The following is a 17,467-nucleotide window of genomic DNA, read 5'->3' on the forward strand; positions in this document are numbered from 1 at the left end:
GCTTGGGGGCTCCTGATGACTCGCTCGCCGCTGGTCCTGCGTGATGCGACGCGTGAGGACGCTGCGGCGTTGGCTGCTCTGTGGTCGGAGTGTGCAGCCGACTCCGACAGCGAGACGAGCGAGGCGTTCACGCAGCAGAGCATGTGGCACGAGCCGTCGGTGGCCGAGGCCGCTGAGGCGCTGGAGCTGCACCTGTCGCAGCCGGACAAGCGGATCATCATCGCGTTGATCGAGGGCGACGTCGTCGGCGCCACCGTGTGCGACCTCAGCACGCTCACCCCCGTCACCATGACGCGCGTCCTGCGGGTCACCGACATCCAGGTCTCGCCACGGCACCGCCGCCGCTCGATCGCGCTCACGTTGTTGTCGGCGGCTGCGTCCTACGGCGAGGAGCACGACGTCGAGATGGTCGTCGCGGCCATTCCCACACAGACGCGCGAGCCGCACCGCTACCTCACCAAGATCGGCTTCAGCCAGGTCGCGGTGGTCCGTGCCATCAAGGCCAGCAAGCTGCGCTCGCAGGTCTCCTCGCGTGCCACGCACTCACGTGACACCGGCAGGCTGATCGCCGTCCGGCGCACGCTGCGCCGGCGCCAGGGTGTGAGGCAGCCCGACCGCCAGGGCGGCTGAGAGCGCTCGTGGGGCCGCGACCCCCCTCGGGGGATCCGTGGGCGTCGGTGGGATGTCCTAGAGTCAGGACGGTGGATCGACTCCTGCTGATCGACGGCCACTCCGTCGCCTATCGCGCCTTCTTCGCCCTGCCCGTCGAGAACTTCTCCACCACCACGGGGCAGCACACCAACGCGGTCTTCGGGTTCACCTCGATGCTGATCAACGTGCTGCGCGATGAGCAACCCACCCATGTCGCGGTGGCCTTCGACGTCTCACGTCAGACGTTCCGGGCGCAGGAGTACGCCGAGTACAAGGCCAACCGCAGCAAGAGCCCCGATGAGTTCAAGGGTCAGGTGGACCTGATCAAGGACGTCGTGCAGGCCCTGGGGATCACCTCCTTCGAGAAGGACGGCTTCGAGGCCGACGACATCATCGGGACGCTGGCCACGCAGGCACAGGCCGACGGCATGGAGGTGCTGATCTGCACCGGCGATCGTGACGCCCTGCAGCTCGTCACCGAGACCACCACGGTGCTCTACCCCCGCAAGGGTGTCTCGGACCTGGTGCGCATGACGCCGGCCGCCGTGCAGGAGAAGTACGGCGTCAGGCCGGAGCAGTACCCGCAGATCGCCGCGCTCGTGGGGGAGACCAGCGACAACCTGCCCGGCGTGCCCGGGGTGGGTCCCAAGACGGCGGCCAAGTGGATCAACACCTACGGCTCGCTGGAGGCCCTCGTCGCCGACGTGGACGGTGTCTCGGGCAAGGCGGGCCAGTCGCTGCGCGACCACCTGGACGAGGTTCTGCGCAACAGGCGGATCAACGCCCTCGTGCGCGACCTCGACCTCCCGGCCGGCCCCGCCGACGTCGCGTTCACCAACGAGTGGAACCGCGAGGCCATCCACCGGGTCTTCGACGCCCTGGAGTTCGACGCCCTGCGCACCCGGCTCTTTGAGTACCTCGGCGGGGGCGATGAGTCCGCCACGGCGGAGGCCGGCGTCGAGGTGGAGGTCCAGATCGGTGAGTCGGGACAGGTGGGCGCCTGGCTGGGGCAGCACGCCGGGGCCGAGCCGGTGGGCCTGGAGGTCACGGGTTCCTTGCGGCCCACCGACGCCCGCCTCGACACGCTCAGCGTGGCCACGGCCGGTGGCCCAGCACTGTGGGTCGCCGTGGAGAACCTGGGGCCCGACGACGACGCGGCCCTGGCCGCCTGGCTGGCCGATGCCTCGCGTCCCAAGGTGCTGCACGACGCCAAGGGTCAGCAGCACGCGCTGGCCGCTCACGGGTGGAGCCTTCGTGGGGTCGTCGCGGACACCGCTCTCGCGGCCTACCTGGTCCGCCCGGACCAGCGTTCCTACGATCTCGCCGACCTCGCCGTGCGGCACCTCAAGCGCGACCTCACGGCCGGCGACGACTCCGGCCAGCTGGCCTTCGACGACGACACCGCCGGCGCCGACGGTGCCGCGCAGCGCGCTCGCGCCACCCTCGACCTGTGGGAGGTCCTGCGGGGACAGCTGAGCGACGACGAGGCGTTGTCGTTGCTGCAGGAGCTCGAGCTGCCTCTCGTGGACGTCCTGCTGGCCATGGAGGAGGTCGGCATCGCGATCGACGCCGAGCACCTCGACGCCCTGCACGCGGAGTTCACCGAGCGGATGCTGGGCGCGGCCCAGGACGCGTACGACGTCATCGGCAAGGAGATCAACCTCGGCTCGCCCAAGCAGCTGCAGGTGGTGCTCTTCGACGAGCTCGAGATGCCCAAGACCAAGCGCACCAAGACCGGCTACACCACGGACGCCGAGGCGCTGCAGCAGCTGTTCGTCAAGACCGAGCACCCGTTCCTGCAGCACCTGCTGGCGCACCGCGACGTCACGCGCCTGCGCCAGACCGTGGAGGGACTGCAGAAGACGGTGCAGCCGGACGGCCGCATCCACACCACGTACTTCCAGACCATCGCGGCCACCGGTCGGCTCAGCTCGGCCGACCCCAACCTGCAGAACATCCCGATCCGCACCGAGTCCGGGCGACGGATCCGTGAGGCCTTCTGCGTCGGAGACGGGTTCGAGGAGCTCCTGACCGCCGACTACAGCCAGATCGAGATGCGCATCATGGCGCACCTGTCGGAGGACGCCGACCTCATCGAGGCGTTCCGCTCGGGGCACGACTTCCACACCGTGATGGCCGCCAAGGTCTTCGAGCGTGATCCCGACGACGTCGCCCATGACGTCACCGGGGAGCTGCGGGCCCGCATCAAGGCCATGAACTACGGACTGGCGTACGGCTTGTCGGCGTACGGGCTGAGCCAGCAGCTGCGGATCTCCACGGGCGAGGCACAGGGCCTGATGGACGACTACTTCCAGACCTTCGGCGGGGTGCGCGACTACCTGAACGGCGTCGTCGAGCAGGCGCGCAAGAGCGGGTACACGGCCACCATCATGGGGCGACGCCGCTATCTGCCGGACCTGCAGAGTGACAACCGTCAGCGGCGTGAGATGGCCGAGCGGATGGCGCTCAACGCTCCCATCCAGGGGTCGGCGGCCGACATCATCAAGGTCGCGATGCTCGGTGTCGCTGGCGCGTTGGCGGACTCGGACCTGCGCTCACGCATGCTGCTGCAGGTGCACGACGAGCTGGTGCTGGAGGTCGCGGCCGGCGAGAGGGAGCAGGTCGAGGCGCTCGTGCGTGAGCAGATGGCCTCCGCGGCCGACCTCTCGGTCCCGCTCGACGTCTCGGTGGGCACGGGGCGCACGTGGCACGAGGCCGCGCACTAGCCCCGGAACGGTGCTGGATCGGTGGTGTCGGCGGTGGACTCGCCCGGCACCAACCACACCACGACGGCGAGGACCGCGGCCACGGACGCGACGATGCTCACCAGGCCGGTGACGTGGACGTCGATCGTGTAGGCGGCCACGAGCACGGCGGCGACGGCGGACCACACCAGCACCACGACACCGTGGGCATGCCGTGCCAGCGCGTCGAAGACCAGCACGTGCACGATGGCCAGCAGCGAGCCGGCGAGCGCGAACAGCCAGAGGCGGCCGGCCACCTCTGCGTACTGCTCGCCCCCGACGAGGACGAGCGCCACCTGGGGGAGCAGGGCCGTCGCGGCCACCGCCAGAGCGCCGAGACCGGCCACCAGTGAGACCGCGAGCCTGCGAGAGCGGGAGGTGTGGTCACGCGCCAGCGCCGGGTACAGCACGACGCTCACGAACTGCGGCATGAACAGCGCTGCCTTGGCCAGCACGAGGCCGGAGGCGTACAGCCCGGAGTCGTGCGCGTCGAGGATGTTGCGGGCCACGAGGGCGTCGACGTTGCTCAGCACGAAGTACGCGAGCAGTGCGTGGGAACCGAGCACGGCCTCGCGCAGGAACGAACGCCGGTGGCCACTGGTGTGCAAGGGGTCGCTGCCGCGCAGCAGGCGCAGGCCGATCAGGACCGGAAGCCAGGCGCCGACGGCCACGCCGAGCATGCCGCTGGTGGCGGTGGGTGAGATGAGCAGCGCGCTCGCGCCGCCGAGCACCCGGCCGATCCCGGCGAAGGCGTAGATTACCGCCAGGAGCTGCCAGCGCTCCGAGCCCTGCGCGATGCCGAACTGCGCCCCCACGATCGTCATGGGCACGAGGGCGAGCCCGCACAGGACCACCGGGAGGTGGGAGTCCAGCCGAAGCATCGGTGTGAGGACGACGGTGGAAGCCGCCACGGCGACACCGACTGCGAGCGCGGCGACCGCCGTGACGCTGACCGTCGTGGACACGACGTCGGCGGTGCGGTCGCGCAGCAGTGCCAGACGTCGCGCGGTGCTCGCTTGCAGTCCGAGCGCGGCGACGTTGCCCACGAGCAGGATGCCCAGCAGCGCGGTGACCGCACCGAACTCCTGAGGCGCGAGGATTCGTGCCGCGGCCACGGTGAACAGGTAGGCGGCGGCGTTCATCATGACCATGCCGGCCGCGACGAGGCTGCCGCCGCCGACGTTCTCCTTGGCCGTTGTCACCGGGTCACCCTAGCCGGGAGGCGTGAGCCTGTCGGCACGCTGCCGCCGACGGTAGTGTCGCCGCGGTGAGCGGTCTGGATCTCCTCGAACGGCACGTCGACACCCCGTTGGGGCGAGTGCGCATCCAGGTCGGCGGGAGCGGCGAGACGATGGTGTTCTGGCCCAGCTTGCTCATGACCGGGGACCTGTGGGCCGGGCAGGCAGCGCACTTCGCCCAGGGGAACCAGGTGGTCCTCGTCGACCCTCCCGGCCACGGCGGGAGCGAGCCGTTGCGGCGGACGTTCACCTTCGACGAGTGCGCCGAGGTGATCGCCGCGATCCTCGACGACGTCGGCGCGCCGGCCGCGGACATCGTCGGCAACTCCTGGGGCGGGATGATCGGCGCGACCTTCGCCGCCACCCACCCGGATCGGACGCGTCACGCCGTCGTCATGAACTGCACGGCGTCGGCCGCCGGCAGGCGGCAGCGTGCGGAGTTCCTGCTCATGCTGCGGATCGCCTCGCTCCTGAACGGAGTGCGGGCGCCGCTGACCTCGCGTGTGCTGAAGGCCTTCCTCGGCCCGACCACCCTGGCGTGGCGGCCCGACGTCGTGGACTTCGTGCGCCGATCGGTCGAGTCGGTGAACATCTCCTCGGCCGCCCACGCCGTCAGGAGCGTGGTGCCGCACCGTCCCGACCAGATCGACCTCATGGGCCGGATCAGCGCCCCGACCCTCGTCGTCGCCGGTGCGGAGGACACGACGTTCACGCCGGGCGAGACCCGGCTCATGGCCGACGCGATCCCGGGGTCGCGGTTCGTCGTCCTCGACGGGCGTAGCCCACCTGGCAGCCGTGGAGGATCCTGCACGGGTGAATGCACTGATCGAGGAGCATCTCGGGAAGGCTTGAGGCGGGCACGTCGGCGCATAGACGCCGCGCGTCGCCCCTGACCGGGTCCTGGGGAGTTCGCCCGTACCGACGGTGACCGTGACCGGCTGGTCCGTAACCCAACTGCAACCCGTATATGAGACCCACGACACACTCCGGCGTGGTCTGATACTCCCGGGAGGGAGTCCCACGCAACGTCGTCATGCCAAGGGGCTGACGGCGTGGGGCCGTAATGCCATGAAACCTCAGTTCATCACCGGGCTGGGCCTGGCGCTCGCCGCAGCAGTCTCCGTACTGCTGGGCAACGCCTTAGGTCTGGATCTCGTCCACGTCACACTTCTGGGTATCGCGCTCGGCGCGGTGCTCGTCATCGTTCCTGACGGTCCGCTGCCCTGGCGCCTTGCCGGCCTGGCGTCCGGGGTGGTCATCGCCTGGCTGGCCTTCGGCCTGCGCGCCGCCTGGCTGCCCGATACCGACACGGGCCGCGCGGTCGCGTTCGCGGGAGCCTTCCTGGTCGCCGGAGTCGTCTGCGCCGTGACTCTCGGCCGGCTTCCCCTGTGGACGTCGCTGCTCGGCATGGCCGCGGTGACCGGCGCCTACGAGTACGACTTCACGGCCAACACGCCGCTGTTCGCGTCTGAGTCGGTGGTGGCCGTGACCTCCGTGCTGCTCACCACGATGCTCGGCGTCGTCGTGGCCGGCCTGACGACCCCCGTGACGCCTGAGCGCCACGAGCCGAACCTCCCGCAGCACCGAGAGATGGAAGACGTCTGATGAAGATCTCCAAGAACAACTGCATCGTCGCCTCCACCGGGGCGATCGCCCTGGTGATCGCGGCATCGGCCGCACCGGGGGCTGCGGCGGCGGAGTCGGTCGACGGTGACGTCGCCATCTCCAACACCGAGACCGTCTCCGTGCTCATGGACGCCGACGGCAGTGTCAACACGCAACGGGTCTACGAGCAGCTCGTCCTGTCGGGCAAGGGCTCGGTCGACGTCAGCAACCCTGTCTCCACCGAGCGTCTGCGCAACCTGGACGGGTTCGGCGGTTGGGAGGTCAAGGACGGCGCCCAGCGCATCAAGACCGACGTGGACGGCAAGCACCGCTACCGCTCGGTCGCCAACGACACGCAGGACCTCCCGGTCTCGATCGACGTCGACTACCGCCTCGACGGCGAGAAGGTCGAGCCCGGCGACGTCGTGGGCCACAGTGGCGAGCTGGAGGTCCGCTACACGGTCACCAACCTGACCGCGGAGCAGCAGGACGTCACGTACACCGACGGCGAGGGCAACACCAAGAGCTCCAAGCAGGCCGTCGTGATCCCGATGGTCGGGTCCATGACCACGGTGCTGCCTGAGACGTTCCGCAACGTCGAGCCCGACGGCGCCAACGCCGCCGGCGACGGCAAGGGTGGCACGCAGCTGTCGTTCACCATCACGTTGTTCCCGCCGATCGGTTCGGATCGTGCGTCGTTCGGGTACACGGCGCAGATCGAGGACGGCGTCATCCCCAAGGCGAGCCTGTCGATGCTGCCGGTCAACCCATTGGAGAACAACTCCTTCAAGGGCGGCGCGGCCAGCTACAAGGGCGGCGCCGACTCCGGTGCCGACCTCACCGCCGGTGCCGTCACGATCGACGAGAACCTGCTGAAGATCCGTGACGGCGCCAACGACCTCGTCGAGGGTCTCCTCCAGCTGCGTGACGGGTCGCAGGAGCTCAACGCCGGACTGGCCGGCAAGGCCGCGCCCGGCGCGGGTGAGCTGGCCGCAGGTGCAGGTCAGCTGGATGCCGGAGCCAAGAAGCTCCATGCAGGTGCGGGCCAGCTGAACAAGGGGTCCGGTGATCTCGACGCGGGTGCCACGAAGCTCCGAACGGGCGCCGGTGACCTTTCCAAGGGGCTGAGGGACGCCAGGAGTGGTGCCCCAGCACTCATCGACGGTGTGAAGAAGCTCAAGGCAGGCGCGCAGAAGGTCGACGCGGGGCTGGTGCAGCTCAACCAAGGAGTGTCGGCAGGCGGCGAAGAGTTCAAGAGCACGTTTGCAGCCTCCGTTGACAACGGACTCGCTGCTTTCGCGGATGGCTTCGCCCCGAGTCTCTACGGTGCGCTACACGATCTGAATGGATTGGTGCAGAGCAGCGGCACGATGGACCCGGGCGAGAAGGCAACTTTTGCAGCGCACGTGGAGGGCACCAAGACGGCGCTCGCCAACGGCCTGAGTGCCAACCTTGCAAGCCAGGTTGCCCCCGCGCTCAAGAGCGGTGTCAACGATGGTGTCGATCAGCTCACGGGCGGAGTCGCTGGCGGCGTGGGAACGCCGAGTGCTCCGGGCACACTCCGCAATGGAATGGCCCAGCTGATCGCTGGTCTGACCGAGCTGCAGGAGAAGGGCGGCGGCTTGGTCGAGGGACTCGGCAAGCTCTCCGACGGCGCGAACCGTCTTTCGGCCGGTACACGCGACCTCAAGGATGGCACCGGCAAGCTCAACGCGGGTGCTGGCACTCTCGCAGGGGGCACTGGTGAGCTGTCAGACGGAGCTGGCAAGTTGTCGACTGGTGCGGGGACGTTGTCCTCGGGCTTGAACGACGCAGCGAGCGGTTCTGGTCGTCTGGCCGAGGGTCTCGGTACTGCGGCCGGCAAGGCGCCGGATCTGCCGGACGGTGCGCAGGAGCTCTCCGACAAGGGGACCTCGCAGCTGGTCAACGTCGGCAATGGCACGGCCATGGACTATGGCCTCAAGTACGCGCTGATCGAGGCCTCGTCGCAGCGAGCCTCGGGTGCCCAGCCGTACGGCAGCCCGGCCGGCGCCACCGAGCTCACGGCGTACAAGTTCGAGCTCGCCGGTGCGACCGGTCAGGAGTCGGCCAACCTCAAGCGAGGTATCGCCGTGGCCGTCCTCATGGCCGGCGCACTGGGCCTCATGGCGCTGCGGCGTCGCGGCGTGCTCGGCTGAGCCACCCCGTCAGGCGGCGCGTCACCCCGTTGCGGGGTGGCGCGCCGTCGTTGTTCGGGGAGTTGTCCACAGCTTCGAAATGTTCTCTGGTGGGTGTCGGTGGGGTCGCCTACATTGGAACACAACAGCGATTCAAGAATTCTTTGATCGAGGGGATGTGTTTCCGTTGGCGGCGCCGGTGCTGGAGCCCACTGCTTCTGTGGTGGACAAGCTCGCGCTGGTGCATGAGGTCCTGGGGTCGATCAACACCAGCGACTACGGGAGTCTTGGTCCCGTAGGACAACGCGAGGCAGCGACGTCGCTGGCCAGGTTGAAGGCCAGGGTGACGGCCCATGAGCTGGCCGCGGTGGCGGCGGTCGAGCAGTCAGGCGAAGCACGCCGGCAAGGCGCGACCTCGACGGCGTCGTTGTTGGCCTGCGACTTCGGTGGGGATCATCGTGGTTCACGGAACACGGTGCGCCAGGCGCAGAAGATCGACCAGACACCCCAATCCCACGAGGCGATGGCCCAAGGCCGGTTGAGCCAGCGTCAGGCCAAGGTGATCGAGAAGGCCCTTGACCTCCTCCCCGAAGAGACGCCCAAGAATGCTCGGGAGGCGTGTGAGACACAGCTGGTCGAGGACGCACCCCGGATGGATCTACGGCAGTTCCAGCGCCAAGCCGACCGGATCATCGGCTCCTTCATCCAACCCGAGGCCATCGATGCTGCGGAGAACACCATCGTCGAAGACCGCGAACGCCGTGCCTGGAACACTGCGGAGTTCTGGATGGGCGCCCCGATCGATGGGACCGTCAAAGGTGGGTTCGCGATTCCTGAAGCCCAGGCCGCCCACCTACGGGTGGCGCTGGAGTCCTTGTGTGCTCCGCAGGTCGAGATCACCGCACCCGGGCAAGCTTCACGGGCGACTGGTGAAGTGTTGCTGGACGAACGCCCGTCTTATGGCCGTCGTCAGGGCTGGGCCTTCACCCATTTGTGTGAGCTGTTGCCAGTCGACCGGCTGCCGGAGACCAACAACATCGGTCCGATCATGACCGTCAACATCGACCACCAGACCCTGCTCGACCAGCTCAAGGTCGCCGTCTTGTCCACCGGTGAAACCCTGTCCGCCGGTCAGGCGAGGCGGATGGCCTGTGAGCACCGGATCCTGCCGGCGGTCTACGGTGGAGACTCGCTCCCACTCGACCTCGGCAGAGACAAGCGGCTCTACACGTTGCATCAACGACGGGCCCTGGAGATCGCCCAGAAGGGCTGCGTCTTCCCCGGATGCGACAGGCCACCCGGCTGGTGCGTCGTCCACCACGGCGGCGAGTCCTGGGCGGCCGGCGGCCAGACAGACTTGAAGGACGGAGTCCTGCTCTGCCCCCACCACCACCGCATCCTCCATGCCGACGGATGGGACATCCACTTCACAGCCGATGGCATCCCAGAACTCGTCCCACCGGCATCGCTGGACCCCAGACGCAGACCCCGCCGACACCGACGATTCCCATGACCATCGGGAGAACTCTGCCCACTCACGAGACCACGCCGACCGCGGTGCGGTTGGTCGAGGGAGATCGGTCGGACCTGTGCGGCGTGGATAGGGTGCATCCATGAGCGCCGCCGACGACCTGTGCCGGTACATCGACGCATCGCCGTCGTCGTTCCACGCCTGCGCCACTGCGGCCGCCGAGCTCGAGGCGGCCGGCTGGACGCGCATCGACGAGCGTGATCCGTGGCCCACCGAGCCCGGTCGGCACTACGTCATCCGCGGCGGGTCGCTCATCGCCTGGTCCACCTCGGTCGACGATGCCCCGCAGACGCCGTTCCGGGTCGTCGGAGCGCACACCGACAGCCCCAACCTGCGTCTCAAGCAGCACCACGACCTCGTCCATGACGGTGCCAACGTCGTCGCCCTCGAGCCGTACGGGGGAGTGCTGCTCACCACCTGGCTCGACCGCGACCTCGGCATCGCCGGCCGGGTCGTGCTGCGCGACGGCACCGAGCGGCTCGTGCACGTGGACGAGCCCGTCCTACGCGTGCCCAACCTCGCCATCCACCTCGACCGCGACCAGACAGCCGCCACGCCGGACAAGCAGCGCCACCTGAACGCCCTCTGGGGTCTCGGGCAGGGCTCGTTCCTCGACTGGCTGGGCGAGCGCAGCGGGTTCCGGGCCACCGACGTCCTCGGCCACGAGCTCATGGCCTGCCCCACCCAGCCGGCCGGGCGCATCGGGGCGGACCGAGCGTTCGTCGCCGCCCCCCGACTGGACAACCAGGCCACCTGCTTCGCCGGCCTGCGCGCCCTGTTGGAGGCCCACGCCGTGCCCGGCATCCGTCCCGTCCTGGTGATGTTCGACCACGAGGAGATCGGCAGCACGTCCGAGCGCGGCGCCCAGTCCGAGCTCCTCACCACCGTGCTGGAGCGCATCGTGGGCGCCGCCGGCGGCACCCGCGACGACTACCACCGCGCCGTCGCCGGCTCCGTGTGCGCCTCCGGCGACATGGCCCACGCCACCCACCCCAACCATGCCGAGAAGCACGAGCCGTTGCACCGCATCACGCTCGGCGGGGGACCGGTGCTCAAGGTCAACCAGAACCTGCGGTACGCCAGCGAGCCCGTCGGGACGGCGGCCTTCGCGCTGGCCTGCGAGCAGGCCGGCGTCCCGCTGCAGCGGTACGTGCACCGCGCCGACCTGCACTGCGGCTCCACGATCGGTCCGATCAGCGCCGCGCGCACCGGCATGACGACAGTCGACGTCGGCGCCCCACAGCTGGCCATGCACTCAGCCAGGGAGACCATGGCCGCCGCCGACGTCGACCTCTACACCCGGGCCCTGACGGCCTTCCTCTCCCCGCAGGCGTGAACGTGCCCCCTGACGTCACCCGATGGAGTCCAGGAGTTCACCGGCAGGGGCGGGGTCCCGGGTTTCGCAGCGCGGTGCCGGTCGCGTACGCTGGTCGATGCGCTGGTGGCCTGTGCGTTCCTCGGACGGAGCAGGGCCGTGCACAGTCGAGATGACGTCTCTCTTCGTGGTGACCTTGTCAGATGCTGTTCCAAGGGACGCCAGCCCACTGAACTCAATCCATCATCCATCGGAGCCCATCCCCTATGACATCTGGTATCGCAACTCCTTCTGCGGCCCCGCAGGTTGCGGTCAACGACATCGGCAGCGAGGAAGACTTCCTCGCCGCCATCGACTCGACCATCAAGTACTTCAACGACGGCGACATCGTCGACGGCACCATCGTCAAGGTGGACCGTGACGAGGTCCTTCTCGACATCGGCTACAAGACCGAGGGCGTCATCCCCTCGCGTGAGCTGTCCATCAAGCACGACATCGACCCCAACGAGGTCGTCGTCGTCGGTGACAACGTCGAGGCCCTTGTCCTGCAGAAGGAGGACAAGGAAGGCCGTCTGATCCTGTCCAAGAAGCGCGCACAGTACGAGCGCGCCTGGGGCGACATCGAGAAGATCAAGGCCGAGGACGGCGTGGTCGAGGGCACCGTCATCGAGGTCGTCAAGGGCGGCCTCATCATGGACATCGGGCTCCGTGGCTTCCTGCCCGCCTCGCTGGTGGAGATGCGTCGCGTCCGCGACCTCGACCCCTACATCGGTCAGAAGATCGAGGCCAAGATCATCGAGCTCGACAAGAACCGCAACAACGTGGTCCTGTCCCGCCGTGCCTGGCTCGAGCAGACGCAGTCCGCCGTGCGCCAGAAGTTCCTCGACGAGCTCAAGAAGGGGCAGGTCCGCAAGGGCGTCATCTCCTCGATCGTCAACTTCGGTGCGTTCGTGGACCTTGGCGGCGTCGACGGTCTCGTCCACGTCTCCGAGCTGTCCTGGAAGCACATCGACCACCCGAACGAGGTCGTGCAGGTGGGCGATGAGGTCACCGTCGAGGTTCTCGACGTCGACCTCGAGCGCGAGCGCGTCTCCCTGTCGCTCAAGGCGACTCAGGAGGATCCGTGGCAGCACTTCGCCCGGACCCACCAGATCGGTCAGATCGTGCCCGGCAAGGCCACCAAGCTGGTCCCCTTCGGCGCGTTCGTCCGCGTCGAGGAGGGCATCGAGGGGCTCGTGCACATCTCCGAGCTGGCCGAGCGTCACGTCGAGATCCCCGAGCAGGTCGTCCAGATCGGCGACTCGGTCATGGTCAAGATCATCGACATCGACCTCGAGCGTCGTCGCATCTCGCTGTCCCTCAAGCAGGCCAACGAGACCGCGGTCGCCGCAGCCGACGACTTCGACCCGACGCTGTACGGCATGACCTCCTCCTACGACGAGGCCGGCAACTACATCTACCCCGACGGCTTCGACCCGGAGACCGGCGAGTGGCAGGAGGGCTTCGAGGAGGCCCGCGCCGCGTGGGAGAAGCAGTACGCCGAGGCGCACGAGCGCTGGGAGGCGCACAAGGCGCAGATCGAGGCGGCCGAGAAGGCCGACCTCGAGGCCGACGATGCGGCCAACTACTCCAGCGACGCCTCGCCGGCCCCGGCCGCCGAGGACGCCGAGGGTGGATCGCTGGCTTCCGACGAGGCGCTGCAGGCGCTGCGCCAGAAGCTCACCGGCGGCGAGTGATCCGCTCCTGCTGAACAGCACATGATGAAGCCCCCGGGTACCGCCCGGGGGCTTCGTCGTTCCTTCAGCGCAGGGGGACGGTGTACGCGTCGTGGTCCTCGTGGCTGCGAGGACCCGGACGGCTGCCGTAGCCGTCATGGGCGACGGTCGCTGCAAGAGCGATGATCGTCACCAGCAGGGTCAACAGAAGGATGAACAACAACATGGCAGTAATCATTGCTTGAACGACTTCCTGCCACGAGTGGCAGGAATGCCATGTTCCGTTGATATTCAGCCAACCCTGTGACAAGGTTCCGGACATGAAGAAGGTCGCGGTCGTCGTGCAGGACGGCACCCACATGTTCGGGCTCGGGTCCATCTGCGAGGTCTGGGCCGAGCCCTACCACCCTGAGGACGACAACCCGGTCTTCGACTTCACGGTCTGCAGCCCCACACCGGGCCGGATCACGGGCTCTGCCGGCTTCGACCTGTTCGTCGAGCACGGTCTGGAGGTCCTGGAGGACGCCGATCTGGTGTGCGTCGCACCCAAGGACGACTTCACCGACCAGCACCCGGCCGCGGTGCAGGCCGTGCGTCGCGCGGCCGAGCGGGGCGCCGTCGTCTCGGCCCACTGCACCGGCGTCTGGCTGCTCGGGGAGGCAGGCCTGCTGGACGGACGTGAGTGCACCACCCACTGGCGCTACGGTGATCAGCTTCAGCAGGCGTTCCCGCAGGCCACCGTGCGCTCGGAGGTGCTCTACGTGCTCGACGACGGTGTCCTCACGGGTGCGGGCTCGGCGGCCGGCATCGACGCGTCGCTGCACCTGCTGCGCACGGTCTTCGGCGCCCGCACCGCGGCGACGGCGGCCCGACGCATCGTCATGCCGCCGCACCGGGCCGGGGGACAGGCGCAGTTCGTCCGGGCGCCCGTCGCCCAGGTGGAGGCCGAGTCGTTGTCCCCGCTGCTGGCGTGGGCGCTGGAGCACCTCGACGAGCCGCTCACCGTGGAGCGCCTCGCGGAGCAGGCACACATGTCCGAGCGCACCTTCGCCCGACGCTTCCGCGACGAGACGGGGACGACGCCGCTGAAGTGGGTGACGATGCAGCGGGTCTCACTCGCCTCGGAGCTGTTGGAGCACTCCTCGCTGGCCGTGGAGCAGATCGCCGGCCGCGTCGGTTTCGGCAACGCCGCCACCCTGCGGCACCACTTCAGTGCCGTGCTCGGCACCACCCCGCAGGCCTACCGGCGCACCTTCTGCAGCCTGGAGGCGGTGTGAGCGGCCGTCGGAAGGCTCGAGGTGCTGACGTCCGGGCTCACGGCAGCTCGGTGCGCCGCACCTTCCCGGTCGCTGTGCGGGGGAGCAGGTCCACCCGCTCGTAGGTCTTGGGCCGCTTGGGCGGGGCGAGGCGCGCGTCGGCTCGTTCCCGCAGTGACTGCTCGTCGACGTCGCCCACGTAGGCGGCGCACACTCGCTGGCCCCAGTGGTCGTCGGGACGGGCGAACACGGCGATCTCCTGCAGGCCGGGAACGTCCTCCAGTGCCGCTTCGACCTCCGCGGGGTAGACGTTCACCCCGCCGGTGATGATCAGGTCACTGCGTCGCGAGTCCAGGAACACCAGAGCGTCCTCGACGCGCCCCAGGTCACCGACGGTGAAGGCGGGCCCGTCCGGTGTCTCCCGCCACGCCGCTGCGGTCTTCTCCTCGTCGCGCCAGTAGGTGAACGTGCCCCACGGCGGCACCGAGCACCACAGCAGCCCGTCATGGTCGACGCTCACGCTGCGTCCGGGCCGTGCCGGGCCGACGGTTCCTGGGTGCTCGATCCAGGTGCCGGCGGGGCACGCGGTGATCTGACCCTCCGTGGACCCGTAGAACTCCCACACCGTCTCGACGCCGAACTGTGCGTGGGCGCGCCGCCGTACCGGTTCCGGGCAGGGTGCTCCGGCGTGCGCCACGAGCCGAAGGCTCGACGCATCCAGCCTCGCCCCGCTCTCGTCGAGATGGGCGAACAGGCGCTGCAGGTGGGCCGGGACGCAGAACATCGACGTCGGGCGGAGGTCGTGGACGGCCTCGATGAAGTCCTGCGCGTCGAAACGTCCCAGCACGGCCACGGACCCGCCGGCAAGCAGTGTTCCGGTGGCGAAGCGCAGGGGTGCGGAGTGGTAGACGGGAGAGATGACGAGGTTCAGGTCCCCGGCGTGAAAGCCCCACAGGTCCCGTTCCTCCATCACCAGGGACCGGGCGTCGTCCTCATCCAGCAGACCTGACCACACGCCCTTGGGCCGCCCGGTGGTGCCGGACGTGAAGTGCATCGGGCGGCACCGGGGCCACGGGGCGAGCGGCGCCTCGGGACCGGTGAGGAGCCCGGTGAGCTGATCGACGTCGTCGATGATGAGCGCCGGCTCGACGTCGGCCAGGATGGCGTCGCGCTCGTGCTCGGTCAGGCGGGGATCCAGTGGCACCGGGACGATGCCGGCGCGGGTGGCGCCCAGCACGGTGCTCACGTACGCAGGCGACCCCGGAACGGACAGGACGACGCGATCACCCTCGCCGATACCCCGTGCACCGAGGGCCCCGGCGATCCGGGACTGGTCCGCCGCGCTGCGCTCGGCGGTGAGCACGGGCCGGCTCACACGACCACCATTCCTGAGACGCCTGTCACATCCCGTACTGAAAATCGGCTGAGGACTGTGTCGCTCGTGTGAATCATCAGCGAAAGTATGCTTCACTCGACCGTTGGTACGTGTCCCCGCCCTGCCGAAGGTGATCATCTGTGGCTCATTCACGCCACAAGCACGCGGTGCCCAAGCGCGCCGGAATGCGGTCGACACCGCGTTCGCGTCCCACGGGAGGCGGCCGTCGCGCCGCCGTGCAGTCTCCGTGGCGGCGTCACGCCGTCAAGGTCGCCCTGCCCGCCGTCGGCGTCATGATGCTGTTCGGCACCGCCGGCGCCGTCGTCGTCTCCCAGGACGGTGACCAGGCGCCCGCCTCCGCCTCGGCGGCCGCCCCGGCCCAGACCGATGACATCATCGCCCGTGCGATGGAGGACAAGGCGTCCGACATCGAGATCACCCGCAACGCCGAGCGGCCAGAGCTCCCCTCCGAGACACAGGGATCGATCGACGTCTCCGGCACGCTGCTGGCGCTCTCCGACGGCGTCAAGATCCGCACCGACGCCCGGGGCGGCGCCCAGGTGCTCGCCACGCTCGACAAGGGCGACTCCATCGACGTCACCGGCAAGACCGAGGGCGCGTGGACCGAGGTCGTGCACAAGGACCTTTCCCGCTGGGTCAAGACCGACTCGCTCGGCAAGAAGCTCCCCCTCGGCTCCGAGCCCTGCCCGCACGGCAGCGAGAACGGCCTGCAGCCCGACACCGTCAAGGTGCTGCGTGCCGTCTGCGCGGAGTTCCCCGAGATCACCAGCTACGGCGGACTGGCCGGCCGCGGCGAGCACGCCACCGGCCACGCACTGGACATCATGGTTCGCGGCGAGCTGGGCAACCGCGTGGCGGCGTTCCTGGAGGAGAACCGTTCCGAGCTCGGAGTCGAGTACCTCATCTGGCAGCAGCAGATCTGGCGTCCGTCGACGTCGAACAGCTGGCGCCCCATGAGTGACCGCGGCGGCGACACCGCCAACCACTACGACCACGTCCACGTCACGACATACGGCAGCTCCGCGACCAGCTAAAGGCCGTGTCTCCCAATTCCCCGCGGCGCCCGGACGACCCCGCATCCCGTCTGACGGCGTCATCGTCGATCGACGTACGACCCGGTATGCCTCACTCCGCCCCCACTCGCTGCGCTCGCGGGAGGTGCCCCCATTCCTGGTCAGCCGGGCGCGGATGCCGCCCGGATCACTCGCGCGAATTGGGAGACACGGCCTAGTGCTTCGCGTCGGCCTGACCGGGGGCATCGGTTCCGGCAAGAGCACCGTCAGTGCGCGGCTCGCCGAGCATGGTGCCGTCGTGATCGACTACGACCTGCTCGCGCGCGAGGTCGTCGAGCCGGGCATGCCCGCGCTGCGACTGATCCGCGAGAGGTTCGGCGACGACGTCCTGGACGCCGAGGGCGCCCTGGACCGTCCGGCGCTCGGCGCCGTCGTCTTCGCCGACGAGCAGGCCAGGCGTGACTTGGAGGGCATCACCCACCCGGCGATCCGCGACCTCGCCGCATCCCGGGAGGCTGGCGCGCCACAGGACGCCGTCGTGGTGCACGACCATCCGCTCCTGGTGGAGATGGGAATGGCGCAGACGTGCCAGGTGGTCGTCGTGGTCGACGTCCCCGAGGACGTGCAGGTCTCCCGGCTGGTCAGCGACCGGGGGATGAGCGAGGACGATGCCCGGGCCCGCCTGGCGGCGCAGAGCTCCCGCGAGGACCGCGTCGCGGCCGCAGACGTCGTGCTGGACAACCGCGGCACCCCGGAGCAGCTCGAGCACGCCGTCGACGCCCTCTGGGCCGACCTCACGACGCGCTGAGGCGTCCCCGGACGCACGAGAGCCACCCGGTCGGGGGCT

Annotated in this window: 14 protein-coding genes; 11 read left to right on the top strand and 3 right to left on the bottom strand. The window is 69.1% G+C overall.

Features of this window, described 5'->3' with window-relative positions; translation table 11 throughout:
- The first annotated feature begins 15 nt into the window (after positions 1–15).
- Together ACEVFP_RS08040 and polA are read left to right on the top strand one after the other, a co-directional pair.
- Positions 16–630 (top strand): GNAT family N-acetyltransferase, encoded by a 615-nt coding sequence (locus ACEVFP_RS08040; RefSeq protein WP_375003203.1) that lies wholly within the window; start codon positions 16–18, stop codon positions 628–630.
- 71 nt (positions 631–701) lie between these two features.
- Positions 702–3,377: a DNA polymerase I gene (gene polA, locus ACEVFP_RS08045; protein ID WP_375003204.1), complete on the top strand. Its 2,676-nt coding sequence runs from the start codon at positions 702–704 to the stop codon at positions 3,375–3,377.
- Here the strand turns inward: polA and ACEVFP_RS08050 are convergent.
- On the bottom strand, positions 3,374–4,597 hold the full coding sequence (locus ACEVFP_RS08050) for a polysaccharide biosynthesis protein (RefSeq protein WP_375003205.1): 1,224 nt from the start codon (positions 4,595–4,597) through the stop codon (positions 3,374–3,376). The two genes, polA and ACEVFP_RS08050, sit on opposite strands and share 4 nt — an antisense overlap.
- A gap of 65 nt (positions 4,598–4,662) precedes the next feature.
- Here ACEVFP_RS08050 and ACEVFP_RS08055 point away from each other — a divergent pair, with 65 nt between their 5' ends.
- The 6 genes from ACEVFP_RS08055 (at position 4,663) to rpsA (ending at position 12,976) form a co-directional block, all read left to right on the top strand.
- Entirely contained in the window at positions 4,663–5,526 is an 864-nt protein-coding gene (locus tag ACEVFP_RS08055; RefSeq protein ID WP_375003207.1) for an alpha/beta fold hydrolase, read from the top strand.
- 175 nt (positions 5,527–5,701) lie between these two features.
- Complete coding sequence (locus ACEVFP_RS08060) at positions 5,702–6,238, top strand: hypothetical protein (protein ID WP_375003209.1); 537 nt, start codon at positions 5,702–5,704, stop codon at positions 6,236–6,238.
- On the top strand, positions 6,238–8,415 hold the full coding sequence (locus ACEVFP_RS08065; RefSeq protein WP_375003211.1) for a hypothetical protein: 2,178 nt from the start codon (positions 6,238–6,240) through the stop codon (positions 8,413–8,415). The genes ACEVFP_RS08060 and ACEVFP_RS08065 overlap by 1 nt, the downstream gene beginning before the upstream one ends.
- A gap of 79 nt (positions 8,416–8,494) precedes the next feature.
- Positions 8,495–9,907, top strand: coding sequence for a DUF222 domain-containing protein (locus ACEVFP_RS08070; protein WP_375003212.1), 1,413 nt, complete (start codon positions 8,495–8,497; stop codon positions 9,905–9,907).
- 100 nt (positions 9,908–10,007) lie between these two features.
- Positions 10,008–11,261 carry a M18 family aminopeptidase gene (locus ACEVFP_RS08075; protein WP_375003214.1) on the top strand — a complete coding sequence of 418 codons (1,254 nt, stop codon included), beginning with the start codon at positions 10,008–10,010 and terminating at the stop codon, positions 11,259–11,261.
- Between the two features lie 245 nt (positions 11,262–11,506).
- A complete protein-coding gene (gene rpsA / locus ACEVFP_RS08080; protein WP_375003216.1) occupies positions 11,507–12,976 on the top strand; it encodes a 30S ribosomal protein S1 in 1,470 nt (489 codons plus the stop codon).
- A gap of 64 nt (positions 12,977–13,040) precedes the next feature.
- Here rpsA and ACEVFP_RS08085 read toward each other — a convergent pair whose 3' ends face one another.
- Positions 13,041–13,181, bottom strand: a complete 141-nt coding sequence (locus ACEVFP_RS08085) for a hypothetical protein (RefSeq protein WP_375003218.1) — start codon at positions 13,179–13,181, stop codon at positions 13,041–13,043.
- Between the two features lie 94 nt (positions 13,182–13,275).
- Between ACEVFP_RS08085 and ACEVFP_RS08090 the strand changes: the two genes are divergently transcribed.
- Positions 13,276–14,232: a GlxA family transcriptional regulator gene (locus tag ACEVFP_RS08090; RefSeq protein WP_375003219.1), complete on the top strand. Its 957-nt coding sequence runs from the start codon at positions 13,276–13,278 to the stop codon at positions 14,230–14,232.
- A 37-nt stretch (positions 14,233–14,269) separates the two neighbouring features.
- On the opposite strand, the gene ACEVFP_RS08095 is transcribed toward ACEVFP_RS08090, so the two are convergent.
- Complete coding sequence (locus ACEVFP_RS08095; RefSeq protein WP_375003221.1) at positions 14,270–15,586, bottom strand: class I adenylate-forming enzyme family protein; 1,317 nt, start codon at positions 15,584–15,586, stop codon at positions 14,270–14,272.
- 140 nt (positions 15,587–15,726) lie between these two features.
- Between ACEVFP_RS08095 and ACEVFP_RS08100 the strand changes: the two genes are divergently transcribed.
- A complete protein-coding gene (locus tag ACEVFP_RS08100; protein WP_375003222.1) occupies positions 15,727–16,641 on the top strand; it encodes an SH3 domain-containing protein in 915 nt (304 codons plus the stop codon).
- A gap of 196 nt (positions 16,642–16,837) precedes the next feature.
- On the top strand, positions 16,838–17,428 hold the full coding sequence (gene coaE, locus ACEVFP_RS08105) for a dephospho-CoA kinase (protein WP_375003223.1): 591 nt from the start codon (positions 16,838–16,840) through the stop codon (positions 17,426–17,428).
- Positions 17,429–17,467: the final 39 nt, after the last annotated feature.

The organism is Aeromicrobium sp. CTD01-1L150 (assembly GCF_041951745.1).
Classification (GTDB): Bacteria; Actinomycetota; Actinomycetes; order Propionibacteriales; family Nocardioidaceae; genus Aeromicrobium.

What these genes read in the sequence shown, in the direction of transcription:
- ACEVFP_RS08040 (WP_375003203.1), top strand. Translation starts at nt 16, where the DNA reads ATGACTCGCTCGCCGCTGGTCCTGCGTGATGCGACGCGTGAGGACGCT.
- ACEVFP_RS08060 (WP_375003209.1), top strand. Translation starts at nt 5,702, where the DNA reads ATGAAACCTCAGTTCATCACCGGGCTGGGCCTGGCGCTCGCCGCAGCA.
- ACEVFP_RS08065 (WP_375003211.1), top strand. Translation starts at nt 6,238, where the DNA reads ATGAAGATCTCCAAGAACAACTGCATCGTCGCCTCCACCGGGGCGATC.
- ACEVFP_RS08070 (WP_375003212.1), top strand. Translation starts at nt 8,495, where the DNA reads ATGTTCTCTGGTGGGTGTCGGTGGGGTCGCCTACATTGGAACACAACA.
- ACEVFP_RS08075 (WP_375003214.1), top strand. Translation starts at nt 10,008, where the DNA reads ATGAGCGCCGCCGACGACCTGTGCCGGTACATCGACGCATCGCCGTCG.
- rpsA (WP_375003216.1), top strand. Translation starts at nt 11,507, where the DNA reads ATGACATCTGGTATCGCAACTCCTTCTGCGGCCCCGCAGGTTGCGGTC.
- ACEVFP_RS08085 (WP_375003218.1), bottom strand. Translation starts at nt 13,181, where the DNA reads ATGTTGTTGTTCATCCTTCTGTTGACCCTGCTGGTGACGATCATCGCT.
- ACEVFP_RS08090 (WP_375003219.1), top strand. Translation starts at nt 13,276, where the DNA reads ATGAAGAAGGTCGCGGTCGTCGTGCAGGACGGCACCCACATGTTCGGG.